Genomic DNA, 23,473 nt, shown 5'->3' with positions numbered 1-23,473 from the left:
TCATTTGGGTCTGAACACCCTCGGTACTGTCCAATAAAGCCCCCGTCCTGATTACGCCCATCAATAGGTTAAGCAATAAATCTATAGATAACGGTATAAAGACGATTAAAGATATTTACTAATTTTTTTAATCATAGATTTAGGCGATGAAGTAAATCTAAATCCTTCCCAGACCGCGCCATTCTCATCCATGCAGCGATTAGCTATCGGCCAGGCCATCGATCCAGCTTTGCTGCACCTGCAGCTGCTCATCCAGCAGTACCAGACTCGCCCGGTACCCTTCGCGGATACGACCGTATCTATCCCCCAGACGCAGAAACTCGGCCGGATACAGCGATGCCATGCGCAGACTCTCCTCCAGCGACAGCCCCAGCAGGTTCACGCTGTTGCGTACCGCCGTGGCCATATCCAGATCCGATCCCGCCAGCGTCCCCTCGGGCGAGCAGACACGGCCGTTTTCCCGCACGATCGCCTGGCCAAGCAGCTCGAATTCGCGCCCGTCTACCCCCACGGTCTGCACCGCATCGGTCACCAGCATCATCTTGCCCGCAGCTTTCGCCCGCAGCGCAACCCTCAGGGTTGCGGCATGTACATGGTGGTCATCAACAATAATGCCGCACCAGCTATTGGCATCTTCCAGCGCCGCCCCTACAACACCGGGCTCACGACTGGTCAGCGGCGACATGGCATTGAATAGATGCGTAAAGCCCCTCACGCCCAGGCTCAAGGCGTCGGTCATCTGGGCATAGCTCGACTGCGTATGCCCTGCGGCTACAACAACACCGGCCTCAACCAGCTGGCGGATAAAGCCCGGGCTCACCTGCTCCGGCGCCAGGGTCACCAGCGTGACCCCGTCGGATTTCAAGCTGCCCAGCAGCGCCAGCGCATCGTCCTCGGGCGAGCGAATCATGCTGGCGGGATGAATACCCTTGCGCTGCAGATTGAGAAAAGGCCCCTCCAGATGAATGCCCAGCACACCCGGCACACTGGCAAGCGCCGCCCGGGTTGCACCCAGCGCTGCTGTCATGACTTCACGCCTGTCACTGATCAGGGTCGGCAGAAAGCCGGTGGTGCCAAAGCGCCTGTGGGCACGGCCGATTGCCTGAATACCGGCAACATCCGGGCTGTCGTTAAAGAGCACACCGCCGCCGCCATTCACCTGGGTATCGATAAATCCCGGTGCCAGCAATTGGCCACCCAGATCGACAGTACTGATGCCCGCCGGCAAGTGCGCCGGGCTTGTGAGCGCTTCAATACAGCCGTCGCGCACCCAGAGGGCACGGTCTTCAAGAATCTGCTCGCCGTCAAAGATGCGGCCATTGATTAACGCATACTGCATCAGGATCCCCTCACATTTAACAAGCCACGGGCAAGCAACAGGGCGCCATCCATTGCATCGCCAACAGGCGCACAGAGCAAGGGCAAGAGCGCGGCCGGCAACCAGGGCCGCAGCGGCTCACTCAAGCCTCCCATCAGGCAGACCCGGCGGGCGCCGAGGCGCTGCAATCGCGCCAGCAGATCGCCGGCATCCCCGCCACACTGCTGCAACAGACGCAAGGCCAGCGGATCCTGGGCCGCGGCATACTGCAGTACCTGCGGCGCAAAGGCACCGTAGTCCCGCGGCCGCGCCTGTTCGGACCAGTCCAGCACCTGGCTGTGGCTATTGTCGAACCGCGCCAGCACGGCCTGGCTCAGCGGCGTCTGCTCGATAACGCCGTCCAGCGCCAGCATCGCCTGGCGCACCAGGTTCAGCCCCAGCCAGGCACCGCTGCCCTGATCGGAAATCATGAAACCCCAGCCGCCGATAACATCGAACCGCCCGGCATTCTGATAGACCCCGCAGGAGCCGGTGCCCAGAATCAGTATGCCGCCGGGCTCACCGCCGTGGGCTCCCAGACAGGCGGTGTGGGCATCGGTTTCGATGGCCACGCCGGCAAAGGGGTGGGGAAACTGGCGCACCGACGCTCTGCGCGCCTCATCCACGGCACCGGCCAGACCAAAGCCTGCATAGGTGTGCGCCAACACGGACCTGTCGAGCCCGGCCTGATTGAGGGCCTCGTCGGTCGCCTTGAGGATCTCGGCGTAGGCATTGTCCACACCCAGGCGTACATTGGCGCTGCCCGAGCGCCCCTCGCCCAGCACCTGACCATCAATCGCGCTCAGGCGCACCCGGCAGGACGTGCCGCCGCCGTCTGCACCGAGCAGGTAAACCGCGTTGTCATTCATGCTCTTTGCCATGCCCTCTGATCCGTTATAAGCCGTTGTCACGCTACACCCATGACCTGACCGCACATACCGCTAGCGGCCTTTGAGCTGGTCTGTTTCTTCACGCACACGCTGGTAATACTCACAATGCTCCAGCCGCGCAGCGGCAGCGCGATCCACAATCACCACCGCACAGGGATGCAACTGCAATGCAGACGCAGGGCAGCTGGCCGTTACCGGCCCCTCCACCATCGCCTGCACGGCGTCGGCCTTGGCATCCCCCGTGGCCAGTAGCAGAGTCTTGCGCGAGCGCAGAATTGTACCGATGCCCATGGTGATTGCCAGACTGGGCTGAAACTCATCGGCGCCAAAGAAACGGCTGTTGTCGACCAGAGTCTGGGGCGCCAGGGTCTTGATCCGGGTGCCGGAGCCCAGGCTTGAGCTCGGCTCGTTGAAGCCGATATGGCCATTGCGCCCGATACCCAGAACCTGCAGATCAATTCCACCCGCCGCTTCTATCTGCGCCTCGTAAACCTCGCCTGCAGTCTGCGGGTCCGCCATGCCATCGGGCACGTGAGTATGTTCCAGCGCTATATCGATCTGGCTGAACAGGTACTGGTTCATGAAATAGCGATAGCTCTGCGGATGCTCCGGCGCCAGGCCGACGTACTCATCCAGATTGAACGAACGTGCGCCTGCAAAGCTCAGGTTGCCGCTGCGGTAGCGCCGCACAAGCTCTTCATAGAGCGCGATGGGTGTATTACCGGTGGCAAGCCCCAGCACGGCATTGGGCCTGGTGCGTAACAAGCCTGTCAGCTGATCGGCGCCCAGACGCGCCACCTCCTGCGCTGAATCAGCGATGATTACCTGCATAGCATTCCTCCAGCCCCGCAGGGCCCTTGTTGGCTTTGTTGTTAGCGCTCTTGCGTTGAGATGGGCTGCGCACGGCCTGATTAGGAATCAGCGTGCGCGCCGTGCCTGCCGTGACCAATAACCACTTACCAGGCAACCAAGACAATACCACAACAATACCAGTATTTTTCCCTGACGCAACCATAAAGACCACAAGCCACCGTCAAAGACTGAATATGATCACTAAACAACCATTAAAAGTATTAAATTTGCGAAGTGGTATTGCCATTGGCATTGTTAATGGTCTACATTGGTATCACCTGAGTGGCCAGCACCTCCGTAGAGGTAACGACCACCCCATTGCGACGCTACTGCAACACTAAACCTGGAGAAAAATAACAATGAGCACGCCCGTCAAAGGTATAGCAACACGGCTTGGCAGCCTGTCCCTTGGTCTGATGCTGGCTACCAGCTCGGTCGGTGCCTGGTCCGCTGAGAAGCTGGTGATCGAAAGCTGGCGCAACGACGACAGCAAGATCTGGAACGACATCATCATTCCTGCCTTCAACCAGCAGCACCCGGACATAGAACTGGTGTTCTCCCCCACGCCCCCGAGCGACTACAACTCGGCGCTGCAGGCCAAGCTGCAGGGCGGCACCGCCGGTGACCTGATCACCTGCCGTCCCTTTGATGTTTCACTCAGCCTCTATACCAAGGGCAACCTTCAGGACCTCAGCAACCTTGCCGGCATGGAAAATTTCTCCGACTTCGCCCGCAGCGCCTGGGTGACCGACGACGGCAAGGAGACCTTCTGCCTGCCCATGGCCTCGGTTATTCACGGCTTCATCTATAACAAGGAACTGTTTGCCGAGCTGAATCTTGAAGTGCCCAAAACCGAGAGCGAGTTCTTCAAGGTGCTCGAAACCATCAAGAGCGAGAGCCGCTATGTGCCACTGGTGATGGGCACCTCGGATCAGTGGGAGTCGGCCACCATGGGCTTTCAGAATATCGGCCCCAACTACTGGAAAGGCGAAGCCGGACGCCGCGCCCTGATCGATGGCAGCGAGAAACTGACCGACCCGCAGTATGTGAAGGTATGGGAGCAGATGGCCAAGTGGGGCCCCTACATGGGCCGCGGCTACGAGGCGCAAAAATATGCCGATTCCCAGAATCTGTTTACCCTGGGCCGTGGCGTTATCTATCCCGCCGGCTCCTGGGATATTCCGACCTTTAACGACCAGGCCGATTTCGAATTCGCCGCCTTCCCGCCGCCGGTACCCGATGGCCAGGACAGCTGCTACATCAGCGATCACACCGATATCGCCATGGGCATCAATGCGGCCAGCCCCAACAAGGAAGCCGCGCGCACCTTCCTGACCTGGATGGCGAGCAAGGACTTTGCCGAGCTCTATTCCAACCAGCTGCCGGGTTTCTTCTCGCTGTCCAACCATCAGATCGAGATCAAGGATCCGGTGGCGCAGCAGTTCCTGGGCTGGCGCCAGGACTGCGAGCAGACCATCCGCAATTCCTACCAGATTCTGAGCCGCGGCACGCCGAGCATGGAAAACGAGCTCTGGAACGTCAGCACCCAGGTGCTTAACGGCACCCTGAGCCCGGAAGACGCCGCCAAGCAGGTCGAAGCCGGCCTGCAGCAGTGGTACGCGCCGCACCAGTAAACGCTGCCCGGGGCCCGCGTAGCGTGCCCCGATGCCTCCTCTGACAATAACCAAAGCGGGTAGCGAACCATGTCCCAACCCAGCTCCATCCAGCGCCGGTTTCCCTGGCACATCCTGTTCTTCCTGGCACCGGGCCTGTTGATCTACGTGACCTTCAGCGTCTACCCGCTGCTCGACACCCTCTGGCTCGGCCTGTTTCAGGAAGACGCAACCGGCCAGCGTTTCTTCGCCGGTATCAGCAACTACCAGACCCTGCTGCTGGATGCCGCCTGGTCCGAGCCGTTCTGGAACGCGCTCTGGAACAACACCAAGTTCTTTATCATTCACATGCTGGTACAGAACCCCATCGGGCTCTTTCTGGCCGCCCTGCTCAGCTCGCCCAGGCTGCGCCTGAGCAATACCTATCGCACCCTGATATTCATGCCCACCATGCTGTCGGTGGTGATTATCGGCTTCGTCTGGCAGCTGCTGCTAAGCCCGATCTGGGGCATCAGCGAAGGCTTCCTGTACAGCATCGGCCTGGGGCAGTATTTCGATGCCTGGCTGGGCAAGGAATCCAGCTCGCTCATTACGCTGGCGCTTATTTCGGTATGGCAGTTCGTCGGCATCCCGATGATGCTTATCTATGCCGCCATGCTGAGCATCCCCGATGATCTGATCGATGCCAGCGTGGTAGACGGCTCCAACGCCTGGCAGACCTTCTGGAACATCAAGCTGCCGCTGATACTGCCGACTATCGGCATGGTGTCCATCCTGACCTTCGTGGCCAATTTCAACGCCTTTGAGCTGGTCTACGCCGTGAAGGGCGCCCTGGCGGGGCCGAACTTCTCCAGCGATATCATGGGCACACTGTTTTACCGCACCTTCTTCGGCTTCCAGCTGCAATCGGGCAGCATCACCATGGGTGCCGCGGTGGCAACCCTGATGTTCCTGATCATTCTGGTGGGTGTGATGCTGTATCTGTTCGTGGTACAGCGCCGCATGAAACGTTTTCAGCTCTGAGGGGTAACAACCATGATTAGCCTGCCCGGCCTCAAACACAACACCGGCAAGACCCTCATGACCCATGCGGTTCTGCTGACCTACACCGTCATCGCGCTCTTCCCGATTCTGGTGATCATCGTCAACGCCTTCAAGAGCCGCAAGGCGATCTTCAAGGACCCGCTGGCCCTGCCGACGCTGGATTCATTCAGCCTGGAAGGCTTCGAGCAGGTGCTTGGGCGCGCCGACTTCGGCCTTTATTTCGGCAACAGCATGATCGTGACCCTGGTCTCGCTGTTCTTCGTGCTGCTGTTAGGTGCCATGGCGGCCTGGGCCCTGACGGAGTACAAGTTTCGCGGCAACCTCTTCCTGGCGGTGCTGATCGCCATGGGCATCATGATTCCCATTCGCCTGGGCACCGTGAGCATTCTCAACCTGATGGCGAGCCTGGATCTGGTCAATACCCTCACCGCCCTGGTGCTGGTGTATATCGCCCAGGGGCTGCCGCTGGCGGTGTTCATCCTGTCGGAGTTTATCCGCCAGGTGCCCAAGGAACTGAAGGAAGCGGCGCGCTGCGACAATGTCAGCGAGTACAAGATCTTCTTCACCATTATCCTGCCGCTGATACGCCCGGCCATGGCCACGGTGGCCGTGTTCACCATGATCCCGATCTGGAACGATCTCTGGTTCCCGCTGATCCTGGCGCCCGGCGAAAGCACCCAGACCATCACGCTGGGCGTGCAGCAGTTTATCGGCCAGTACGTCACCGACTGGAACGCGGTGCTGTCCTCCCTGACGCTCGCCATAGTGCCGGTGCTGGTGCTCTACGTGATTTTCTCCCGTCAGCTGATTCGCGGCCTCACCTCCGGTGCCGTGAAGTAAGTCGGGCAATACAGACACAAGAATAAACGAGGTTAATCATGGCTGACGTTAAACTGAGCAACATCAAGAAAAGCTACGGCAACACACCGGTACTGCACGGTATCGACCTGGACATCAAGCACGGCGAATTCGTGGTGCTGGTCGGCGCCTCCGGCTGCGGCAAGTCGACGCTGCTGCGCCTGATTGCCGGCCTTGAGGACATCAGCAGCGGCGAGCTGTGCATCGGCGAGCAGCAGGTTAACAGCCTGCCACCGGCCCAGCGCGGTATCGCCATGGTGTTCCAGTCCTACGCCCTCTACCCCCATATGACAGTGTTCAAGAACATGTCCTATGGCCTCAAGATCGCCGGCAAGGGCAAGGACTTTATCGATGCCAAGGTGCGCGAAGCTGCCCGGATTCTGCATATCGATCATCTGCTGGAGCGCCTGCCCCGCGAACTGTCCGGTGGCCAGCGCCAGCGTGTCGCCATCGGCCGCGCCATAGTGCGCGACCCCAACGTGTTTCTGTTCGATGAGCCGCTGTCCAACCTGGATGCCGCGCTGCGCGTGAAGACCCGGGTCGAGATCGGCAAGCTGCACCAGGAGCTCGGCGCCACCATCATCTATGTGACCCACGACCAGGTGGAAGCCATGACGCTGGGCGACAAGATCGTGGTCATGAACCAGGGCCGCGTCGAACAGTGCGGCACACCGCTGGAGCTGTACCAGCATCCCGCTACCCGCTTTGTCGGCGGCTTTATCGGCTCACCCAAGATGAACTTTATCGACGGCAAGGTCGCCGCCATTGGCAGCGATCATATCGAGATTCAGCTCAGCAATGGCTGTCGCAGCCGCGCCTGTGTTGAGGCCGGCGATCTCAAGGTTGGCGACAGCGTCACCCTGGGGGTGCGGCCCGAGCACATCGAAGAGCGCAGCGATGCCGGCACCCTGCTCAGCGGTGATGTCAGCCTGGTGGAGCGCCTGGGTGAAGCCAGCTTCATCTACATGACCCTGGGCGATGGCACCGAGATGGTCGTGCGCGGCAGCGGCGAGAGCACCGTTACCACTTGCGAGCGTATCGAGGTATCCTTCGCCCCCCACAACGCCCACGTGTTCGACAGCAACGACCGTGCGCTGCGCAGGCTCAAGCCCGGCAATGTGCATTCAACCGCACAGCTGGCACAGCTCAAGGCTGTGGGCCAGGAAACACTTTAAGGAACCCGCCCGCGCTTATGTGCAGAGAGCGCGGGCACTGTTGGGATACGGGATTCGTCATGGACAAGTCAGACAGCCTCATTCATCGCATCTTCGACGCCCCCGTGGAAAGTTCGCGGGTCGCCAAGCCCTTGTACCTGCAGCTGCAACAGCGCATCCGCGATGCCATACACGCAGGCCAGTTGAAATACGGCGAGGCCATACCGCCGGAGCGGGAAATCGCCAGCAGCATGAACGTATCCCGCGTTACCGTGCGCCGCGCCATTGATGACCTGGTGACCGAAGGCCTGCTGATTCAGCGCCAGGGCGTGGGCACCTTTGTCAGCGATCGGGTGGAGCAGCCGCTGAACTTTCTCAAGAGCTTTTCCGAAGTCATGCGCGAGCGCGGCCGCACCCCGGGCTCCAAATGGCTCGACCGCTCCCTGGGCCTGGCCAGCGAAGACGAACAGCGCGCCCTGAAGCTGGGCCCCGATGACGAGGTGGTGCGCTTTCACCGCCTGCGCACCGTAGACGACCAACCCATGGGGCTGGAAATGGCCGCCATTCCGCGCCGCTTTCTCGACAACCCCTTCGTCATCAAGGATTCCCTGTACCTGGTCATGTCGGAACTGGGCCTGCGCCCGGTCAAGGCGCTGCAGCGCCTGCGTGCCATCTCCATCGATGAAACCCGCGCCGCCCACCTCGGCATCCCCGTTAACAGCGCCGTGCTCTATATCGAGCGCCTGGGCCTGCTGGCGGACGATACACCGGTGGAATTCACCCGCTCCTGGTTCCCGGGCGACGCCTACGATTTTGTCGCCGAGATTCGCGATCTTGATGGGGTTCCGGTTGAAAGCTTGTAACCGCATTAGGGTTTTGTGTTTGGCAAAAAGCTCGTTGAGGCTGAGTCAGTCATAGGTCACCTGTAGAGAAATCAGAGAACGCTACCGCCAGGCAGCGTCCGGTTAATCATTTCGGGGTCAGAAGCTGACCATACCGGCGGGGTCTTTCACTACGCCGGAGCGGCTAATTAAGATAAAAGCAGCGGTCACTACGGCAAAGCCACCACCTACTGCGAGTGCACTCAGGACGCCCAGATGATCAACGGCCAGGCCGCCGAGCAACGCACCAATACCGATGGAGATCTGGGCACTCGAAACAAAGATCGCACCCATGGCTTCGAGCCGATCCGGCGCCATGCTGAACAACCAACTTTGCATGGCCACGGGGAGCAAGCCGAAACCCAGCCCCCACAACATGACCAGCGCAACGATCATCTGCATGGGCGCTACATCTGTCGCCAACAGCAGCATGGGTAAGCCCATCAACAAGGCGGTAACTATCAGTGTCCTGGAGGCGTTTTTTGCAACGGCCCATCCTCCTGCCAGGTTGCCCAGAAAGCCTGCCACGCCGAAACCTAGCAACACGGCACTCAGCGCAATTGGAGTCATGGCAGCTTCATTGATCAGATACGGCGACAGATAAGTGTAAGCGGCAAACTGGCCCACAAAGATCGTAAGGACGGCCGCCAGGCCAAGTTGCGTGATAGGACGCTTCAATACCTCCCCCAACGCTTGCATGCCTGCCCCTGCCTGGGCCGGCAACTTAGGCAAGGTGCGCAGCAGTAGCAGCGTGACAATAATTGAAAGTACGGCGGCAACCCCGAACACTGTTCTCCAGCCGGTTAACTCGCCAAGAATGGTTCCTGCCGGCACGCCAGCTACGGTGCCCAACGAGACACCGGAGAAAATCATCGAGGTAGCCTTCGCGGCTTGTAAGGGTTTCAGCCTTGGGCCTAACGTGCCGCCAATTGTCCAGAAACCGCCTACCGCAATCCCCAGCAGCGCTCTACCCAGCAGCAACACCCACAGGTTGCTGGCAAGCGCTACAACGACGTTCGACAAGGCCAGCAAAGCCAGCAGCGCGCACAGCACCTGACGCCTATCTAACGCGCGTGCCCACAGGAGCGTCAGGGGTGCGGTCACTGCCGCGAACAGCCCCGGCAGTGTCATCATCAGACCGGTTTGACCCTCACTGATGGCTAACTCTTGAGCGACCTGGGGCAAGAGCCCGACAGGCAAAAACTCCGTGGTAACCAAGGCAAATGCCCCGATACCGACGGCGGCAACCGGCAACCATGAGGTCGCCGTGGAGGAGTTTGAAGCGTCCACAATTGCCTCCTTAGGCAAGGCCAGCTCGCGCTGGCCATGGCGTTAGTCGTGCTTGACGAGGTTGAGGCCGGGTAGCGGCCCGCCTGGAAACTGGGCCAGTTCGCCCTGCTGGAGTCCACCCAGATCGATACCGAAGAAGCCCAACTGGGTGATCAGGTCGGCAACTATTTGTTTGGCCTGCGGGTGCTCACCGGAATAAAACAGCACGCGCTTGCCACCTTCTGTAGCCGGATTGGCCAACAACGCGGGCGCCAGATGGTTGAACGCCTTTACCAACTGGGCGCCGGGTAGCATTTGCGCGACCAATGCTGAGGAAGACTGGCCGCCAAGGTCGAAGGGTTTGAACAGAGGTGCTTCGATGGGGTTGTTGGTGTCCACCACCACACGCCCATTCCACGGCCCAAGCTGCTGAACCGCGACGGGTATTTTCGACCAGTTAACCGCTAGGAAAACGATGTCCGCCAGACTGGCCTGCTGCACCGTCACCGCATGCGCGAGCGGACCAAGGTCTGCGATCAGTGGGGCCAGGCTGTCTGGTCCACGGCTGTTGGCGATGCTGACCTGCAAGCCGGCAGTGGTGAGTAACCGGGCGATAGCGGTGCCGATGGCACCAGCGCCAATAATGCTGATGTTCATAATTGCCTCCTTAAGCGGTGAAGCCGCCATCGACCAACAATTCGGCACCGCTGACAAAGCCGGCATCAGCACTGGCCAGGTAGGCAACCGCGCCAGCGATATCCTTGCCTTCGCCATAGCGACCCACCGCAATGTTGGGGCGTAAGAAATCTGCAACTGCGCCGTCAGCAGGGTTCATGTCGCTGTCGGTCGGGCCGGGGTGCACGATGTTGACCGTGATGCCGCGTGGTCCGAGGTCGCGCACCAGGCCACGATTGAAACCGGTCAGTGCACCCTTGGTCAGGGTGTAAGCAGAAGCCGTAGCAAACGCCGCGTACTGGACCATCGAGCTGCCGATATGAATGATCCGGCCACCTTGGCCCATGTGCTTGAGAGCTTGCTGAGTGGCGACAAAAACGCCGGTCACGTTCACCGCCAGAATGCGCTGGAAGTCCTCGAAGGCGATGTCCTCCGGAGCGCCCAGCACACTGATGCCAGCGTTATTGACCAGAATATCGATCTTGCCAAAACGCAGGGCGACCTGGTCAATGGCGGCGCGCACGGCATCTGGGTTGCCGGCATCTGCGGGTAGCGCAACAGCCTGGCCACCAGCAGCAATGATGTCTTGGACAACTGCCTCGGCGCGATCAGGAGACGCGTTGTAGGTGATGGCGACAGTAGCTCCATCGGCAGCCAGACGCTTGGCGATAGCTGCGCCGATGCTGCGCGAGCCGCCGGTGACGATAGCGATCTTGCCAGTGAGAGCGTTGTGTTGAGTAGTCATGGTTCAAGCCTCGTGATGTATTTGGTGAGGCTATTAGACGCTTTTAACTATTCCTCCAGTAGTGGGTAATCGGTAGTATTACTTTCAACTAAAACTTGAAGGTTAAGTCGATGGAGACGTTCGCAAACCTGCTGTCTTTTGTGCGCAGTGCCGAAACCGGCAGCTTTTCCGCTGCTGCGCGCCGTCTTGGCTTGTCCCCGGCAGCGGTCAGTCGCAACGTTGCTCAACTGGAAGCAAGCCTTGGCGTGCGACTGTTCCAACGCACTACTCGGCGCATCACCCTGACCGAAGCGGGCGAGCGGTTTCTAGCCAATGTAGGCATCGGTTTGGATAGCGTTCAGGCGGCGATTGCAGATGTGACCAGTAACGCTGGAGAGCCTGCTGGGGTGTTACGTATTTCAGCGGCTCCGGGGTTCGCTCGGGACATATTGTTGCCATTGATGCCGTCGTTTTTGCAGCGTTATCCGGGGATTGTTCCGGAGTGGTATCTGGAGAACCGCCAGGTCGATCTGGTGGCCGAAGGCTTTGATGCTGCCATTGGCGGCGGCATCGAGTTGGCGCCCGGCCTGGTGGCTCGAGATATCGCCCCAGCTCACCTAATTCTGGTGGCCTCTAAGGAGCATCTGGCTGAGCGGGGACGTATAGAGCGCTTGGAAGATCTGAAGATGCTGGATCACCTAGCCATGCGTTCCGTGCAAACCGGCAAGGTAAGAGGCTGGATGCTTCAAGGCCCCGAAGGACAACAGTCCTCCCTCGAGTTGTCACCCCGCCTACTGGTCAACGACCCGCAAGCACTCTGCCAGAGTGCCCTTTTAGGTTTGGGCGTTGCGCTACTGGCCGTTCCTGATGTGCTGCCTTATCTTGAAGAGGGCAAGTTGCAACGGGTTCTGCCGGATTGGTATGTCAACGCGGGCCATATCTCCCTGTATTTTTCCAGCCAGAAACTGCTGCCGGCGAAAACCCGCGCGTTCGTTGATTTTCTGGTCGGTCACGCCAGGGAACAGGAATGGGCAAACCGCTTCGCTGCGCGTCAGTAAGAGTCATCCATACAAGGCCTTAAAGCAGTGCAGTCCAGCCTCTTGTACGACAAGGGTTATGCCTTTCGCACAATCTCATCCCAGGTCGTGGGCGTGGCAAAAAGCTCATTGAGGAAGCCAACAAACGCCTTGACGTTCGGGCTGCCCCTGCGACTTTCCGGCCACAGCGCGGTGATTGCGAAACGGTCGACCGCACATTGCGGGAACAGTGGCTGCAGCTCGCCTCGGGCGACGTAGGGCGCTGCAACGTAGGTGGGCGAAATACCTATTCCGCCGCCCGCCGCCAGCATGGCAGCAACAGCGTCACTGGCATCAATCACAACGGACGAGTCGGGGGACAGTTCAACAGTTCGCCCCCCAACGCTAAATGGCCAACGCAACGCTTGCCCTGAACTCTGGTAACGGAAGTTCACGCATTCATGCTGCGCCAGGTCGCTCAACTCCAGTGGCGTGCCGCGTCTGGCCAGGTAGGCCGGTGAGGCAAACGCGGCTACACGATGAGGGCCCAGTGTTTTCGAGATCAACCGCGAGTCCGCCAGATTGCCCACACGCACGGCTACATCGATGCCTTGCTCAATGATGTCTGAGAACTGGTCACCCAAGCGCAGGTCGATGGCAAGCTTCGGGTAACGTTCCCGAAACCTGGGAATTGCCGGCGCCAGGATGTTCAGTCCAATGGGCAATGGCGCAGTCACCTTTATCGTGCCGGATGGTTCAGCGCGAGAGGCCATAGCGGCCTGATCGATGTCCTCCACCTCACGTAAAATGCGCAACGCCCGTTCGTAGAGATCTCTGCCTTCTGGCGTCAGCGTAAGCGAGCGAGTGGTACGGCTAAACAGCTTCAGCTCGAAGTGTTGTTCAAGGCGCTGCACGCTTTTACTGATCGCAGACGGTGAGACCGATAAGTCGCGGGCGGCAGCGGTAAAGCTGCCTAAAGAGGCTGCGCGGGCAAAAGCTATAAGACCGGTAAGGCGGTCTAACCCTATTTGTTCCTTCATGGCACTAGTAAAGCGACATCTGCCCCAATTATCAATCTAGTAACAAATCTTTAGTCTTTCTCCATCGACGCCATTCAGGCGTTCAAGGAGATAGACATGAAATCTGCAACTGCTCTGAACTCAACCCTTTCTACCAACCTACAAGATCACAACGTAGTGATTTTCGGCGGGACATCCGGGATTGGCTTGGCCGCCGCTATTCAAGCCAAAGGCGCCGGCGCTAATGTCACCGTAATCGGCTCCAACGCCGAGCGCGCTAAACAAGCAGCGCTTGAGCATGGGCTTTCTGGTTGGCGTGCTGCAGACGTCACGAACAGCGAAGCTATCTACGCGGCACTGGCGGATATCCCTAAGGTTGACCATCTCGTTTTACTGGCAGGCACGTTCGTGGCAGGCAAGGTATTGGACGCTGAAATCGACTATCTACGCCGGGCTTTTGAAGAGCGCATGTGGGCATCAGTGCATGCCATTCGAGCCCTGGGTGAACGTCTGGCGAAAGACGGCTCCATCACCTTTATCTCCGGGTCGTTGTCCGACCGTCCCAATGCCTATGGCACCGCCGTGTTGGCTGCCGCGTCAGCTGCAATGGAAGGATTGGCACGTGGCCTAGCCATAGAGCTGGCGCCCATTCGCGTCAACACCCTATCTCCCGGTCCGATCAACACGCCGATCCTGAGCAAAGCGCTTGGTGAAGGACGCGACGCGTTTGTCGCTGCGCTGGAGCAGTCGTTGCCGCTGCATCGCTTGGGCACTGCCACAGAAGCTGGTGCTGCCGCAGTTTTCCTGATGACCAACACCTTTATGAACGGCGCCACGCTGAATGTCGACGGCGGCGCTCGGCTGGTCTGAGCGACCCCGCCGGCCAGTTAACCCATTTTTGGAGAGAACTCGATGACCACTCTTTTTGACGTAATTGAAGTTGGCGCAATCGCCGCGCCTAACCGTATTTTCATGGCACCGATGACCCGTGCACGCGGCACCCGCGAGCATGTGCCGACCCCCATGATGGCTGACTACTACGCTCAGCGTGCTAGCGCTGGCCTGATCATCAGCGAGGCCATTGGCATCAGCCAGCAAGGGCTTGGCTGGCCCTATGCTACGGGGCTGTGGTCTGCCGAACAGATTGCCGGATGGCGAGTAGTCACCGATGCGGTACACGCGGCGGGCGGACGAATCATTGCCCAGCTATGGCATATGGGCCGGGTCGTACACCCCAGCTTTATCGATGGCGCGCAGCCGGTTTCCGCATCTATAACCATCGCGCCGGGCCATGCTCATACCTACACGGGAAAGCAGGCTTATACCCAGGCTAGGGCCTTGTCAGCAGACGAGATACCCGCGCTGATAGAAGACTTTCGGCAGGCGGCGCGCAATGCAATGGAAGCAGGCTTTGATGGCGTGCAGATACACGCCGCCAACGGCTACCTGATTGATCAGTTTCTAAGGGATAGCGGTAACTTTCGCGACGATGCCTACGGTGGCTCCATCGATAATCGCATCCGCTTGTTGCGCGAAGTCACTCAAGCCGTTGTTGACACCGTTGGCGCCGAAAAAACCGGTGTTCGTCTGACCCCGAGCAGCTATGACCAAGGCGTGCGCGATAGCGATCCCGAGCCATTGTTCGTGCGCGCCGCCGAGACGTTATCAGCCATCGGCATTGCCCATCTGGAACTGCGTGAGCCGCCTTTGGACGGCACGTTTGGCGCAGGAGAGCGACCTGCTATCGCACCCCTTATTCGCAATGCCTTCCAAGGGCTGCTGATATTGAACTCGGACTACAGCCTCGCCCGTGCAAAGGCCAAAATCGAAGCGGGGCATGCCGATGCCATTGCATTCGGACGAGCCTTCATCTCCAACCCGGATCTACCCGCGCGATTGCTCGGCGCGTTACCGCTGGCCAAAGACGATACCAGTAAGTGGTTTACTCAAGGCTTGGAAGGCTATGCAGACTACCAGGCATTCACACATGACAAATCGTCGTGACCTGAGGGCGCACACAAAGGTTCATACATGGCAAGATCGACTTAGAAGTGCCGCGTGATCGCAACAGTACCTTTTAGCCCCGGCTGGTCAAAAAAGGCAAGAAGCAGCTTCAGGGCTTTGACGACCGAATCCTGTCGTTGTACGCCCGAGGCATGAGCACCCGTGATCTCCAGGCCCACATTCAAGAAACCTACGGCGTCGAACTCAAGAACCGTGGTGTGCAGGATAATCCTGATCGCCTGTGTCGACGGTCTGAAGTGCTTCCCGGAAGCAATCGAAGCGGTTTACCCCAAGGCGCAGCGACGCTCGCAACAGCCGAGGCTGCGCTGGACGCCTTCGCGGCCAAGTGGGACGAAGAGCACCCGACGATCAGCCGCTCCTGGCGAGCGAACTAGGAGCGTCTGTGCGTGTTCTTCGATTACCCGCCACAGGTCCGTAAGGTGATCTATACCACCAACGCGATCGAGTCCCTAAACGCCTCAATGCGAAAAGTGACCAAGACTCGCCGTTCATTTCCAACAGACCAAGCGGTGATGAAAGTGCTCTATCTGGCGTTGCATCACATCTCAATGAAATGGACGATGCCAATCAGGGACTGGAAGCAGGCGATGAGCCAGTTCATGATCCTGTTCGGTGATCGGATATCACAGTGATAAGCCGCCACCTACACAGAAAAAGTTACAATCTCGACCTAGGCGCCCATAAGCTACTGAATTGAACTGTTACCTATATGGGTGAACTCTACCGAGAAGTCGCGGATGAATTCCGCGAATGCCCATGATATCTGCCGCCTGGACTCCCCCACCCTCACCCACCCCCGCGCAGCACGCTCACTAGCGCACGGCTTATGGCCTGCCTACGACTCAGATATAAACCAGCAGATTCGCGTTATAGCTGTGCGCACACTCGTTACCGTAACCGCGCTGATTGCTGATCACGCGCGTTGCGCCGATCTCAAGATCGAAATTGTCGTGGGTATGGCCGTAACACCAGAGATCGGGGGCATATCGGTGGATAAGGTGGTCCAGGTCCAGATTGAAATAGGGTGTTATGTCACTGGAGTCAAAGCGCCGGTTTGCCAGCGACATGCTGGGCGCAAAATGGGTCACTATCACGGTTTTTCCGTGGAATGGAGTGGCCAGTTCCCGCTCCAGCCAGGCCTGGTGCTGTTCGCTCAGCGCCTGGCAATCGTCAGCCGTAAACACCCGCTTCTGATAACCGATCACACGGAAGTCTTCAATCGACCTTTGCGCCTGCAAACGGGCAGCAGCCTGGCGCGCCTGGCCATTGCCAAGAAAGCTGCTCCATAGGGTGCAGCCCAGGAAACGTACCTCGCCGATCACGACGCAGTCCTGCTGCAGCACATGGATGCGGGGGTTGTTGACGAACCTTAACTTCAATGCGGTTTCTGCAGCCTCGATGTCGGCAATCCCGTAGCCTTCGTGATTGCCAGGAACATAGAGGATATGCGCCGCTGGAAAACGCCCGGACAGCTCCTGCAGATAGCATTCAACCTCTGTAAGACTGGCAATGTCACCGGCCAACACAACCACATCAGGAGTCTGTCTTGAACCCGCTGTATGGCCCGCCATCATGCCCTTTGGCCATCCCTGCAGTTCCAGGTGAAGGTCGCTGTGTAGCGCAATAGCCAGGGAGTCAGTCATAGATATGCTCTTGGGTAATCACGTTAAGCGCCGGCGGCAAGGTCTGGGAGTACCGGCGAATGCAAGATCCTGGGCCTTTCAGCGAAAATGCCGCTTTTCGCCAGAACGATGTTTGACCCATGGGTTATGCACTGCGCGGGGCAAACATGATAATGGCCATTCCCAAAAGCGCCACAGCTGAACCCATCAAATCCCAAACGGTGGGCCGGATTCCATCGACAACCCATAGCCACAGAATGGCCATGCAAACATAGACGCCACCATAGGCGGCATAAACACGACCGGCAGCGGCAGGATGCAATGAAAGCAACCAGGCGAAAGCCGCCAAGCTCAGCGCCGCGGGTATCAGTAACCCGACTGATTTACCTTCACGCAACCAGAGATACGGCAAGTAACAACCCACAATTTCAGCCAGTGCTGTAACGAAAAAAAGACTGACTGTTTTTAGTTCCAGCAATAGAGGCGACCTCTTAGTGATAGAGACTCCATGAGTGTCCAATGCATCATGCCCACTACCGGCTCTGGTTGGAAGGAAAGTTAGGGACAAGGGCCTAGATGAAAGGTTAAAAAAGCGACATTGGTGATTCGTGATTCGTGATTCGTGATTCGTGATTCGTGATTCACCATGGCACTGTACTACCGCCCGACCACCGGTATAACAGAGCGGCTTACATTCCCCCTTATGAAGCCGGCGAGCACTGGCGTCATTGTGCGATCAGGCCTGAAAGGTCGATACAGGGACTGTATCGACGCCGATTAGCACATGGATGTGCGTTAGCGGCGCCCGCACAATGACGTCAGAGCGCAGCAAGAAGGCTTCATTGGGGGCGCCTTTCTTTGGTTACTTTCTTTGCGCGTGCAAAGAAAGTAACGCGCCAGCAAGGCGCAACCCCAGCCATCAAACCACCTCGGAACGCCCGCCAGCACGACAGTTACAAGAACCAGAAACCATCAACTTCCGATGGAAGTGTTACCCATGTTATTGAATTGAACTGTTACCTATGAGGATGAACTGTACCGAGAGGTGGCATACCACCAAATGGTGCAATTCGATGGCTCATTTACACCCTGTCGCCCCCTGCCCGACACCGATCACCTCCGATACATCAGAACGGCCCGCTCCCCCCCTTATGAGCAGAAAATTGCTCCTGCATTTTCTGACTCCCGGCCATCCATGGCCATAAGCCAGCGAGCACCGAGGTCATTCGACGATGAGGCCCGCAGGGGCGCAACAGGGACAGTTGCGCCTGCGACGCGGTACATGGATGTACCGTCGGCGGAGCCCGTACCGGTAGCATCGCGCCTCCGAACGAAGAGGCCCAGAGTGCAGAAAAAACGCTTCGTCGCGGGGCGCGACTCCTACGAGTATCGACAGTTTCAGCAGGAAATCCGGCTAGCGGCCAGCAATAACCCTAAGCAGCCTCTCGCTACGGCCGGCATTATCGGACAGCCTCCTGGAATAGAGAAGACCTTCTATATTTAAGTGCACCGGTATATCCAGGAGGGCTATGCAATGTCGGACATCATCTTGCTCGGTACTCGCAAGGGTACGGTGATAGTTGATCGCCAGAATTCAGCCTGGCAGCCCCGCCCCATACTGCACGCGGGTATTCCCGTGTGTTACGCCGCGTGCGATCCGCGTGACGGTACCCTGTGGGCCTCTTTGGACCATGGTCATTGGGGACCCAAGCTGTCGCGCTCCCGTGATGGTGGCGCCACCTGGGAGGATCTGGCGGCGCTCAAATACCCTCAGGGTGCACGCCATATAGTGCAATACCTGCCAACCCCGGATTTCGATCCACAAACGCCCGCCGGCCAACCCGAATACCGGGATGCCACGCTGTTGAAGATCTGGAATATTGCCTTTGGCGCCGCCGGACAACCCGGCAGGCTCTATGCCGGCACCATCCCCGGCGGTCTCTTTGTCAGTGACGATGGCGGAGATAGCTGGGCGCTAAACCGCCCGCTCTGGAACCACGAGAGTCGCGGCGGCGACCTGTTCAGCGGTGATGCGACGAGCGAAACCCGCTGGGGCGGCACGCCGGCAAGCGTCGACTATGGCGTGTTCGAACCGGGTATCCATTCAATCGTTGTCGATCCACGCGACCCGGATCATATCCACGTTGCCGTCTCCTCGGCCGGCGTGCTCGAAACCACCGATGGCGGCCGGAGCTGGACGGGGCGCAACCGGGGTATGCTGAATGACTATCTACCCAACCCCAACGCTGACTGGGGACACGACCCACACTTTATCGCCGGCTGCCCGGCCCAGCCGGATCATCTCTGGCAACAGAACCACTGCGGTGTATTTTACAGTGAAGATGGCGCCCAAAGCTGGAACAAGGTCAGTGCTCCAGAACGCGGGGTGCACTTCGGTTTCCCGGTCGCGGTGGATAAACAGGACGGGCACACGGCCTGGGTATTTCCAGCGCAAGCGGATATGGCACGTATGGCGATCGACGGCGGCCTGTGCGTGGCGCGCACCCAGGATGGCGGTCAGAGCTGGCAAACCTTCCGCACCGGCCTGCCCCAGGAGCACGCCTACGATCTGGTGTTGAGGCACGGTATGGATATAGCAGGTGACTGTCTCTGCTTCGGCACCACCACCGGCAACGTCTACCTGTCGGAGGACCGCGGCGAAACCTGGCACTGCCTGGGTCACAACTTCCCACCGGTCTATTCGGTACGTTTTGGGTAACCGTCATGGTCAGAGTTGAGATGACACCGCACCTGTACCGGTTTTTCCCCGCGCTTGAGAAGCTGGAGATCGAGGTGCCGACGGGCTCCGTTGCCGAGGTTGTGCAGGCGATCGACAACATAGCCCCCGGCTTCTGCGACTACGTACTTGATGAACGGGGCGCGCTGCGCCGACACGTCTTGATCGGCGTCAACGACACTGTCGTCTTCGATAGAAAGACACTGTCAGATCAGGTCGCCGATGGTGGGACAGTCTATATCTTCCAATCGCTGACCGGCGGTTAGGTCCTGTTCATTCATCCCCAGCACCGGACCGGATCAGTCGAATCCAGTCAGCTCCACGGCATGTTTCAAGAAGGACTTCTCACGCGGCGCAGGGCCCGGGGACCGGGCTCACGGGGTCTTGCCTTTTGCGCCTCAAATGATAAACCAAAGCAAAAGGCAAAACTCCGGAGCCCCTGCATACCAGATCAACCGGGGGCTGTTACCCTAGTCCCGATATCGTTCGCAGATCAAACGCTCCAATTCGCCCGGAGACCGGGCTCCCACGACTCCGCACCGCCTGACGAAATATATTTATTCGACACACCAGCGGCTCTTTTCCTACAAAGTGTGTGAGCATTCGGCGAATTGGCCCGACGGGGCCAGAGAGGGACTATCGAACTGCAGATAGCGGCACAGGATGTACCACTGAAGGCCGGCGCCCGCACAATGTCGCCAGAGCGCAGCGCTATGGTCACTTGAGATCACCCACCCCTCACAACACCCGCAACAGCGCTCGCTTAACCAGCGCCCGGCTTATGGCCGCGATGCCAAGGGCAACAACCATCAGCAGGCCCGCAACCACGAAGGTGACCTGCATGCCGCCGGCAATGGCCTGTGGAGGGGCGGTTGTGATGTCGGTCGTCATCGCGGCGAATGCGAACAGCGCCCCCATGACGGCGGCACCGGTGATGAGCCCGATATTGCGCGACAGGCTGAGCAGGCCGGAGATAACACCGCGCTGCTCTGCGCTCACATCCATCATCACCGCCGTGTTGTTGGCGGCCTGGAACAGCTGGTAACCGGGGGTCAGGATGGCAATCGCCGCCAGATAACCCGCAACGCCGAACATGGCTGGCAACGCGGCTAGCGCAAAGGCGCCGGCGGCCATGGCGACGAGTCCGGCGATGGCCATGAAGGGGGCACCCAAACGGTCGACCATGCGCCCGGCCGGAACACCGCTGAATGCGGAGATGATGGGGCCTATCGACATGACAATGCCCACCAGCAGGTCACTGAGCCCGAGCGAGCGCGACAGGTAAAAGGGCCCTACCACCAGCGTCGCCATCATCACCGTCGCAACGAGCCCGTTCATTACCAGGCTGGCGCTCAGCAGGGCATTGCGCAATGCCGCCACCGGGATCAGAGGGGATGCCGCCCTCGCCTGCGCCAGCACAAAGAGGCCGGCTCCCAGGGCGGCTGCCAGCAGCAGCGCCAGGTTGAGGCCATCGAAAGTGCCACCGCCAACCGTCACGGCCAGCGCATAGGCCCCGAGCGTGAGGCCAAGCAGCAGAGTTCCCACTGTGTCGAAGCCTTTGCGCTCAAGCTCGCCTGTGCGTCCGGACACCGGCAGGTAGCGATACGCCAGCAGGACATTCAGCATACCCAGCGGCACCAAGATCAGAAAGATGGCCCGCCAGCCAGGCCCTGCGAGCAGGAGCCCTCCCAGCGAAGGCCCAAGCGCAGTGCCAATGGCCGACATGGTGCCGAGCAGCCCCATGGCGCTGCCGGTCCTGTCCTTGGGTGTGATCTCGCGCACAAGTGCTACGGTCAGCGCCATCAGGATGGCCGCACCCAGGCCCTGCAGCGCCCGCGCAACGATAAGCAGCCCGAGCGTAGGCGCCACACCGCACAGAATCGAGGCCAGCGTGTACAGGACGATACCGGCCAAGAGTACCCGTCGATGGCCCAGGATATCGCCCAGGCGCCCGACACTGACGATCATGGTGGTGATGGCAAGCAGATAGGCGATGATGACCCATTGAACCTGCTGGAACGAGGCCCTGAACGCCTCGGCCAGACTCGGCAAGGCAATATTGGCGATGCTTACGCCCAGGGAGGCCAGCAGCATCGACAGTGCAAGGCTTGCGAGTGCCCATCTGCCCCGCGTTGTCGGCTCACGGGTTTGCGCCAGGCTCGAGGCTGCGTCTGTGATGTTTCGCTTCATGGGGTTTCCGTCTTTTGGCTGCTATTGAAATTCATATGCCATCAATATATCCCCTCGGTTTATAGGGCGGTAGACGCACCATATGCACTTAATAAGTGTATATGACGCCATGCCAGATCACAGGCTCCGTGCTATGGTTGGCGGATGCCGACGCCCGATTTCAATTTGCTTGTCACCCTGGATGCTCTGCTCTGTGAAGGGAGTGTGGCGCGCGCCGCTCAGCGATTAGGGCTGAGCCCGTCGGCCATGAGCCGGGCACTGGCGCGATTGCGCCAGGCAACGGGTGATCCGCTGCTGGTCCGGGCCGGGCGCGGTCTCGTGCCTACACCACGGGCGCTGGAGCTGCGCGCACAGGTGGGGCAGCTGGTCGATGAGGTACAGGCCGTGCTGCGCCCCCAGCAGGCGCTCGATCTTGAACGGCTGGAACGGACATTCAGCCTGCGAACCGGCGAAGGCTTTGTGGAGACATTCGGGCCCAGCCTCATTGCCCGCGTCAGCGCAGAAGCGCCCAGGGTGCGGCTGCGATTTGTACCCAAGCCCGACCGGAACAGCGCGCCTTTGCGCGATGGGTCCGTGGATCTGGAAACGGGCGTTGTAGGCAGGACTATGGGCCCGGAGATCCGTACCCTGGGCCTGTTCCGGGATCGTTTTATCGGTGTAGTGCAACTGGGGCACCCGCTCTGCACGGACAAGATCACGGCCGCCCGCTATGCGGCAGGCAGGCATATCGCAATTTCACGGCGGGGAATCAACCGGGGGCCGGTGGATGAAGCCCTTGAGTCGCTGGGGCTGGAACGCAATATCGTGACCATGGTGGGCGGCTTTTCGGCGGCGCTCGCGCTCGTCCGCAACTCGGACCTGATTGCAACAGTGCCCGAAAAAACCACCGCTGCCCTGCGTGCCGACCTGCATAGCTTTGCACTGCCATTTGCACCACCACAAATCACAGTGTCACTGCTCTGGCACCCGCGAATGCATGCGGACCCGGCACACCGCTGGCTGCGCGGCTGCGTCCGCGAGGCATGCGCGGCGGCATCGACGAATGGGGATGTTGATTAAAACCTGGGGAAAGACAGACGCCAGCAACGACAGAAGCCCGAAAACTTAAGCAGGCAAGCGCTGGACATCGGGCTCAGTGGGCGTGGCTCAATACTCGCGCAGAGGCGGCCATAGGCCGCCCATCAGCACGCATTCTACCGTCAAACCGCCTTGCCCCTTCTACACTCATTGTCCTTTCGACACTCATTGCAGATCCCGGCACTGGCTGACATCCTGGTGCTGTTTGCGTGCCTCACGCTCGCATTCAGACTGACGTAGTGCCTGTTGCCTGCTATTACTTTGCCCGGCGGGTGCAGAGGCCTGTGGCTGGTCTGCCTGCCCCTTCTGCTGCGCAGCCTTCTGGTCGCTGTTGGCTTTGCGCTGTAGCTGTTCCTGTTCTTGTTGTTGCTGCGCAGCCTTGCGGTCGTTATCGGCCTTGCGTTGCTGCTGCTCTTGTTGCTGAGCGGCTTTCTGGTCGCTGTCGGCTTTACGCTGCAGCTGTTCCTGCT

At 59.4% G+C, this 23,473-nt stretch carries 22 protein-coding genes and 1 pseudogene; 12 read left to right on the top strand and 11 right to left on the bottom strand.

All coding sequences use genetic code 11. The annotated features are described in order from the left end of the window. Window positions 1-199: 199 nt before the first annotated feature. From nagA to nagB, 3 genes are read right to left on the bottom strand one after another with little or no spacing between them, the layout of a single operon-like run. Window positions 200-1,339 carry an N-acetylglucosamine-6-phosphate deacetylase gene (nagA, locus tag MRS74_RS21635; RefSeq protein WP_254582365.1) on the bottom strand — a complete coding sequence of 380 codons (1,140 nt, stop codon included), beginning with the start codon at window positions 1,337-1,339 and terminating at the stop codon, window positions 200-202. After that, complete coding sequence (locus tag MRS74_RS21630; protein ID WP_254582364.1) at window positions 1,339-2,238, bottom strand: glucosamine kinase nucleotide-binding domain-containing protein; 900 nt, start codon at window positions 2,236-2,238, stop codon at window positions 1,339-1,341. Before MRS74_RS21630 ends, nagA begins: the two co-directional genes overlap by 1 nt. A 60-nt stretch (window positions 2,239-2,298) precedes the next feature. Then, window positions 2,299-3,078: a glucosamine-6-phosphate deaminase gene (gene nagB, locus MRS74_RS21625; protein WP_254582363.1), complete on the bottom strand. Its 780-nt coding sequence runs from the start codon at window positions 3,076-3,078 to the stop codon at window positions 2,299-2,301. A gap of 380 nt (window positions 3,079-3,458) precedes the next feature. On the opposite strand from nagB, the gene MRS74_RS21620 reads away from it, so the two are divergent. The 5 genes from MRS74_RS21620 to MRS74_RS21600 all read left to right on the top strand — a co-directional run bounded on the left by MRS74_RS21620 (window position 3,459) and on the right by MRS74_RS21600 (window position 8,631). Then, window positions 3,459-4,733 carry an ABC transporter substrate-binding protein gene (locus MRS74_RS21620; RefSeq protein ID WP_254582362.1) on the top strand — a complete coding sequence of 425 codons (1,275 nt, stop codon included), beginning with the start codon at window positions 3,459-3,461 and terminating at the stop codon, window positions 4,731-4,733. A gap of 69 nt (window positions 4,734-4,802) precedes the next feature. Further along, window positions 4,803-5,735, top strand: a complete 933-nt coding sequence (locus MRS74_RS21615; RefSeq protein WP_254582361.1) for a carbohydrate ABC transporter permease — start codon at window positions 4,803-4,805, stop codon at window positions 5,733-5,735. A gap of 12 nt (window positions 5,736-5,747) precedes the next feature. Next, entirely contained in the window at window positions 5,748-6,596 is an 849-nt protein-coding gene (locus tag MRS74_RS21610) for a carbohydrate ABC transporter permease (protein WP_254582360.1), read from the top strand. Window positions 6,597-6,634: 38 nt separating this feature from the next. After that, window positions 6,635-7,789, top strand: coding sequence for an ABC transporter ATP-binding protein (locus MRS74_RS21605; RefSeq protein WP_254582359.1), 1,155 nt, complete (start codon window positions 6,635-6,637; stop codon window positions 7,787-7,789). Window positions 7,790-7,848: 59 nt separating this feature from the next. After that, entirely contained in the window at window positions 7,849-8,631 is a 783-nt protein-coding gene (locus tag MRS74_RS21600) for a GntR family transcriptional regulator (protein WP_254582358.1), read from the top strand. A 117-nt stretch (window positions 8,632-8,748) separates the two neighbouring features. Here MRS74_RS21600 and MRS74_RS21595 read toward each other — a convergent pair whose 3' ends face one another. The 3 genes from MRS74_RS21595 to MRS74_RS21585 are packed head-to-tail and all read right to left on the bottom strand — an operon-like array spanning window position 8,749 to window position 11,338. Then, the gene (locus MRS74_RS21595) at window positions 8,749-9,939 is read right to left on the bottom strand and encodes an MFS transporter (RefSeq protein WP_254582357.1); all 1,191 of its coding nucleotides are present in this window, start codon (window positions 9,937-9,939) and stop codon (window positions 8,749-8,751) included. A gap of 42 nt (window positions 9,940-9,981) precedes the next feature. Continuing rightward, on the bottom strand, window positions 9,982-10,575 hold the full coding sequence (locus MRS74_RS21590) for an NADPH-dependent F420 reductase (RefSeq protein ID WP_254582356.1): 594 nt from the start codon (window positions 10,573-10,575) through the stop codon (window positions 9,982-9,984). Between the two features lie 10 nt (window positions 10,576-10,585). Continuing rightward, window positions 10,586-11,338 (bottom strand): 3-oxoacyl-ACP reductase family protein, encoded by a 753-nt coding sequence (locus tag MRS74_RS21585; protein ID WP_254582355.1) that lies wholly within the window; start codon window positions 11,336-11,338, stop codon window positions 10,586-10,588. 110 nt (window positions 11,339-11,448) lie between these two features. On the opposite strand from MRS74_RS21585, the gene MRS74_RS21580 reads away from it, so the two are divergent. Further along, complete coding sequence (locus MRS74_RS21580; RefSeq protein WP_254582354.1) at window positions 11,449-12,375, top strand: LysR family transcriptional regulator; 927 nt, start codon at window positions 11,449-11,451, stop codon at window positions 12,373-12,375. A 56-nt stretch (window positions 12,376-12,431) separates the two neighbouring features. On the opposite strand, the gene MRS74_RS21575 is transcribed toward MRS74_RS21580, so the two are convergent. Next, window positions 12,432-13,373 (bottom strand): LysR family transcriptional regulator, encoded by a 942-nt coding sequence (locus MRS74_RS21575; protein WP_254582353.1) that lies wholly within the window; start codon window positions 13,371-13,373, stop codon window positions 12,432-12,434. A gap of 96 nt (window positions 13,374-13,469) precedes the next feature. On the opposite strand from MRS74_RS21575, the gene MRS74_RS21570 reads away from it, so the two are divergent. From MRS74_RS21570 to MRS74_RS21560, 3 genes and pseudogenes are all read left to right on the top strand, one after another. Further along, window positions 13,470-14,222, top strand: a complete 753-nt coding sequence (locus MRS74_RS21570) for an SDR family oxidoreductase (protein WP_254582352.1) — start codon at window positions 13,470-13,472, stop codon at window positions 14,220-14,222. A gap of 42 nt (window positions 14,223-14,264) precedes the next feature. Next, complete coding sequence (locus MRS74_RS21565) at window positions 14,265-15,356, top strand: alkene reductase (RefSeq protein WP_254582351.1); 1,092 nt, start codon at window positions 14,265-14,267, stop codon at window positions 15,354-15,356. Between the two features lie 29 nt (window positions 15,357-15,385). Then, window positions 15,386-16,009: pseudogene (locus MRS74_RS21560) on the top strand (transposase); the annotation flags it as partial. A gap of 210 nt (window positions 16,010-16,219) precedes the next feature. Here MRS74_RS21560 and MRS74_RS21555 read toward each other — a convergent pair. Both MRS74_RS21555 and MRS74_RS21550 read right to left on the bottom strand, forming a co-directional pair. Further along, window positions 16,220-17,020: a metallophosphoesterase gene (locus MRS74_RS21555; RefSeq protein WP_254582350.1), complete on the bottom strand. Its 801-nt coding sequence runs from the start codon at window positions 17,018-17,020 to the stop codon at window positions 16,220-16,222. Between the two features lie 124 nt (window positions 17,021-17,144). Further along, entirely contained in the window at window positions 17,145-17,477 is a 333-nt protein-coding gene (locus MRS74_RS21550; protein WP_254582349.1) for a YnfA family protein, read from the bottom strand. 1,056 nt (window positions 17,478-18,533) lie between these two features. On the opposite strand from MRS74_RS21550, the gene MRS74_RS21545 reads away from it, so the two are divergent. Continuing rightward, window positions 18,534-19,718 (top strand): WD40/YVTN/BNR-like repeat-containing protein, encoded by a 1,185-nt coding sequence (locus MRS74_RS21545; RefSeq protein ID WP_254582348.1) that lies wholly within the window; start codon window positions 18,534-18,536, stop codon window positions 19,716-19,718. Between the two features lie 5 nt (window positions 19,719-19,723). Next, window positions 19,724-20,002, top strand: a complete 279-nt coding sequence (locus tag MRS74_RS21540; RefSeq protein WP_254582347.1) for a MoaD/ThiS family protein — start codon at window positions 19,724-19,726, stop codon at window positions 20,000-20,002. 472 nt (window positions 20,003-20,474) lie between these two features. Here the strand turns inward: MRS74_RS21540 and MRS74_RS21535 are convergent, their stop codons facing one another. Further along, window positions 20,475-21,926 (bottom strand): MFS transporter, encoded by a 1,452-nt coding sequence (locus tag MRS74_RS21535; protein WP_254582346.1) that lies wholly within the window; start codon window positions 21,924-21,926, stop codon window positions 20,475-20,477. A 144-nt stretch (window positions 21,927-22,070) separates the two neighbouring features. On the opposite strand from MRS74_RS21535, the gene MRS74_RS21530 reads away from it, so the two are divergent. Then, a complete protein-coding gene (locus MRS74_RS21530) occupies window positions 22,071-22,985 on the top strand; it encodes a LysR family transcriptional regulator (RefSeq protein WP_254582345.1) in 915 nt (304 codons plus the stop codon). Window positions 22,986-23,168: 183 nt separating this feature from the next. Here MRS74_RS21530 and MRS74_RS21525 read toward each other — a convergent pair. Continuing rightward, window positions 23,169-23,473, bottom strand: a 305-nt coding sequence (locus MRS74_RS21525) for a hypothetical protein (protein ID WP_438362351.1), incomplete at its 5' end; no start/stop codon positions are given.

This window comes from Marinobacterium sedimentorum (assembly GCF_024267675.1).
Classification (GTDB): domain Bacteria; phylum Pseudomonadota; class Gammaproteobacteria; order Pseudomonadales; family Balneatricaceae; genus Marinobacterium_A; species Marinobacterium_A sedimentorum.
The sequence above is the reverse complement of the archived record's forward strand: the minus strand, read 5'-3'. Positions and strand labels throughout refer to the sequence as shown.

What these genes read in the sequence shown, in the direction of transcription:
- nagA (WP_254582365.1), bottom strand. Translation starts at nt 1,339, where the DNA reads ATGCAGTATGCGTTAATCAATGGCCGCATCTTTGACGGCGAGCAGATT.
- MRS74_RS21630 (WP_254582364.1), bottom strand. Translation starts at nt 2,238, where the DNA reads ATGGCAAAGAGCATGAATGACAACGCGGTTTACCTGCTCGGTGCAGAC.
- nagB (WP_254582363.1), bottom strand. Translation starts at nt 3,078, where the DNA reads ATGCAGGTAATCATCGCTGATTCAGCGCAGGAGGTGGCGCGTCTGGGC.
- MRS74_RS21620 (WP_254582362.1), top strand. Translation starts at nt 3,459, where the DNA reads ATGAGCACGCCCGTCAAAGGTATAGCAACACGGCTTGGCAGCCTGTCC.
- MRS74_RS21615 (WP_254582361.1), top strand. Translation starts at nt 4,803, where the DNA reads ATGTCCCAACCCAGCTCCATCCAGCGCCGGTTTCCCTGGCACATCCTG.
- MRS74_RS21610 (WP_254582360.1), top strand. Translation starts at nt 5,748, where the DNA reads ATGATTAGCCTGCCCGGCCTCAAACACAACACCGGCAAGACCCTCATG.
- MRS74_RS21605 (WP_254582359.1), top strand. Translation starts at nt 6,635, where the DNA reads ATGGCTGACGTTAAACTGAGCAACATCAAGAAAAGCTACGGCAACACA.
- MRS74_RS21600 (WP_254582358.1), top strand. Translation starts at nt 7,849, where the DNA reads ATGGACAAGTCAGACAGCCTCATTCATCGCATCTTCGACGCCCCCGTG.
- MRS74_RS21590 (WP_254582356.1), bottom strand. Translation starts at nt 10,575, where the DNA reads ATGAACATCAGCATTATTGGCGCTGGTGCCATCGGCACCGCTATCGCC.
- MRS74_RS21585 (WP_254582355.1), bottom strand. Translation starts at nt 11,338, where the DNA reads ATGACTACTCAACACAACGCTCTCACTGGCAAGATCGCTATCGTCACC.
- MRS74_RS21580 (WP_254582354.1), top strand. Translation starts at nt 11,449, where the DNA reads ATGGAGACGTTCGCAAACCTGCTGTCTTTTGTGCGCAGTGCCGAAACC.
- MRS74_RS21575 (WP_254582353.1), bottom strand. Translation starts at nt 13,373, where the DNA reads ATGAAGGAACAAATAGGGTTAGACCGCCTTACCGGTCTTATAGCTTTT.
- MRS74_RS21570 (WP_254582352.1), top strand. Translation starts at nt 13,470, where the DNA reads ATGAAATCTGCAACTGCTCTGAACTCAACCCTTTCTACCAACCTACAA.
- MRS74_RS21565 (WP_254582351.1), top strand. Translation starts at nt 14,265, where the DNA reads ATGACCACTCTTTTTGACGTAATTGAAGTTGGCGCAATCGCCGCGCCT.
- MRS74_RS21555 (WP_254582350.1), bottom strand. Translation starts at nt 17,020, where the DNA reads ATGACTGACTCCCTGGCTATTGCGCTACACAGCGACCTTCACCTGGAA.
- MRS74_RS21545 (WP_254582348.1), top strand. Translation starts at nt 18,534, where the DNA reads ATGTCGGACATCATCTTGCTCGGTACTCGCAAGGGTACGGTGATAGTT.
- MRS74_RS21540 (WP_254582347.1), top strand. Translation starts at nt 19,724, where the DNA reads ATGGTCAGAGTTGAGATGACACCGCACCTGTACCGGTTTTTCCCCGCG.
- MRS74_RS21535 (WP_254582346.1), bottom strand. Translation starts at nt 21,926, where the DNA reads ATGAAGCGAAACATCACAGACGCAGCCTCGAGCCTGGCGCAAACCCGT.
- MRS74_RS21530 (WP_254582345.1), top strand. Translation starts at nt 22,071, where the DNA reads ATGCCGACGCCCGATTTCAATTTGCTTGTCACCCTGGATGCTCTGCTC.